This window comes from Paenibacillus sp. N119s, from assembly GCF_059447605.1.
Genome location: NZ_JCAJRU010000410.1, coordinates 1 through 2,152, shown reverse-complemented (window position 1 = coordinate 2,152; position 2,152 = coordinate 1). Strand labels below are relative to the sequence as shown.

Sequence of the window (2,152 nt, the reverse complement as noted above, 5' to 3'; positions counted from 1 at the left end):
AGGCTGTAACCGAGCCTGGACAAGGGCAGCATGACTTGCCTCCTGCGCAGTTGGAAGATAAGCTGTATGCCCCGGAATCAGAGAGCCCGGCGGTGCCTCCTAAACGTAAAAAAGAAATACTGCGTGAGGGCTGGAGTCTTATTGGAGCCAGCCGCAGACTGAAGGCTCTTATTTTCATGGATATGATTGACCTGCTAGGAGGCTCAGTTTGGGTAGGCGCGTTCACGCTTGCCTTCGCTCAGCAGGTCTTACACAAGAGCGAGGCATGGTGGGGATACATCAATGCCGCGTATTTTGCAGGGGCGATTGGCGGCGGCATCGTAGTCCTTGCTTGCGTCAAGCATTTGCAGCGCAGACTGCTGCCCGCTATGCTGGTAGGGATGGCAGGCTACGGGCTGCTGACAGCTTGGTACGCACTGAACACATTACCGCCACTGACACTGCTTATCGTGCTGTTGATGGGACTCCCTGCGGAAATGTCGGTCGTATCCCGCCGCACGATGATGCAAATGAGTGTGTCCGTACATGATTTGCCCAAGGTGCTGTCGGCCCAAGCTACGCTGACAAGCCTGACGTTTTGTATTTCGCTGCTTTTAATGGGCTGGATTGCAGATCATCTCGGTATCGTTAATCTATACTTGTTTTCAGCAGTGTTGACGCTGATTGCTGTCATATACGGTATTTTTAGTCGTCGTGCCTTATCTATGTCTTTGTCAGCTTCAGTAGCTGCCTCTTCCAAATAAACAGAAAAAGCCCGTCTCCGGGCATATACAGAGGAACATGCAGATAACGGTCTTGTGACCGGGTGTACCAGCGTGTTTTCCCTGAATATGTGGAGATGGGCTTTTTCACAGTTTTCTATTATTTATCCGAGGGTGCATTAGAACTCAAATCACATTCTTTTAATGGAACAATTTTAGTGCGTTTGATCCATTTGTAGCCGAGCCACAGTAGAAGGAACAGCGGCACACTCATATACGTAGCGATCATCGTTTTCCAGTCAATCTCCTGTCCGGTGAAGGCATCCGTACCTTGCCCGATAATGACAATGATACATAGAGCAAAGGCAAACAACGGTCCAAACGGGAACCAGCGAGCTTTGTAGGGAAGCTCACTCAGACTGTGACCCTGTGCAGTAAAGGCACGGCGGAAACGATAATGGCTGACGGCAATACCGACCCACGTAATAAATCCGCACATTCCAGAGGCATTGAGCAGCCAGTTATAGACTACACCGTCTCCGTACAGGGAGGCGAGAAAAGCCAGCATACCAACAGCAGTCGTAATCAGAAGTGCATTCATAGGAATGCCGCGTCGATTGATGCGCCCAAGGAAACGTGGGGCTTTACCTTCCCGCGCCAAAGCGTACAATACCCGAGTCGCTGCATACATACCCGAGTTGCCTGCTGACAATACGGAAGTCAAAATAACAGCGTTCATGACAGAGGCAGCAATGGCAAGCCCCGCTTTTTCAAATACGAGCGTGAACGGGCTGACTCCGATATCACTGATATCTCCCCGCAGCAAATTCGGACTCGTATATGGAATGATCAAACCAATAACAAGAATTGCGAAAATATAAAAGAACAAGATGCGCCAAAAGATTTGACGGATGGCACTTGGCACATTTTCGCGCGGATTTTCACTCTCGCCAGCGGCTACCCCAATCAGCTCCGTTCCTTGGAAGGAAAAGCCCGCAGCCATGAATACACCCAATACAGCAAAGAATCCGCCATGGAATGGGGCATCTCCTGCGGTGAAGTTGGCGAAGCCAATCGCAGGACCACCCAAGATGCCGAAAATCATCAGCACCCCTACGGTCAAAAAGATGATTACAGTCACAATTTTAATCATGGCGAACCAGTATTCGGACTCGCCATAGCCTTTGACCGTCAACGCATTCAGCAAGAAAATTATGGCCAAGAATAACAGACTCCACCAGGCAGAGTGGCTTTCCGGGAACCAGTATTTGATTAGCACGGTCGCTGCTGCCAATTCGGCAGCAATCGTTACTGCCCAGTTGTACCAGAAGTTCCAGCCCATGGCAAAACCAAAAGCTGGGTCAACGAAGCGACCTGCATAAGTATTAAAAGAGCCGGATTCAGGCATAAACGTTGCCAGCTCACCCAGGCTGGTCATTAAGAAGTAGACC

General features: G+C 50.0%; 2 protein-coding genes. One reads left to right on the top strand and one right to left on the bottom strand.

Annotation, left to right across the window (positions count from 1 at the left end; all coding sequences use genetic code 11):
* A partial coding sequence (locus AC5V8P_RS25245; RefSeq protein ID WP_495474020.1) for an MFS transporter occupies window positions 1–743 on the top strand: 743 nt, incomplete at its 5' end.
* Window positions 744–861: 118 nt separating this feature from the next.
* Here the strand turns inward: AC5V8P_RS25245 and AC5V8P_RS25240 are convergent.
* The coding region (locus tag AC5V8P_RS25240) for an amino acid permease (RefSeq protein ID WP_495474019.1) at window positions 862–2,152 on the bottom strand (1,291 nt) is incomplete at its 5' end.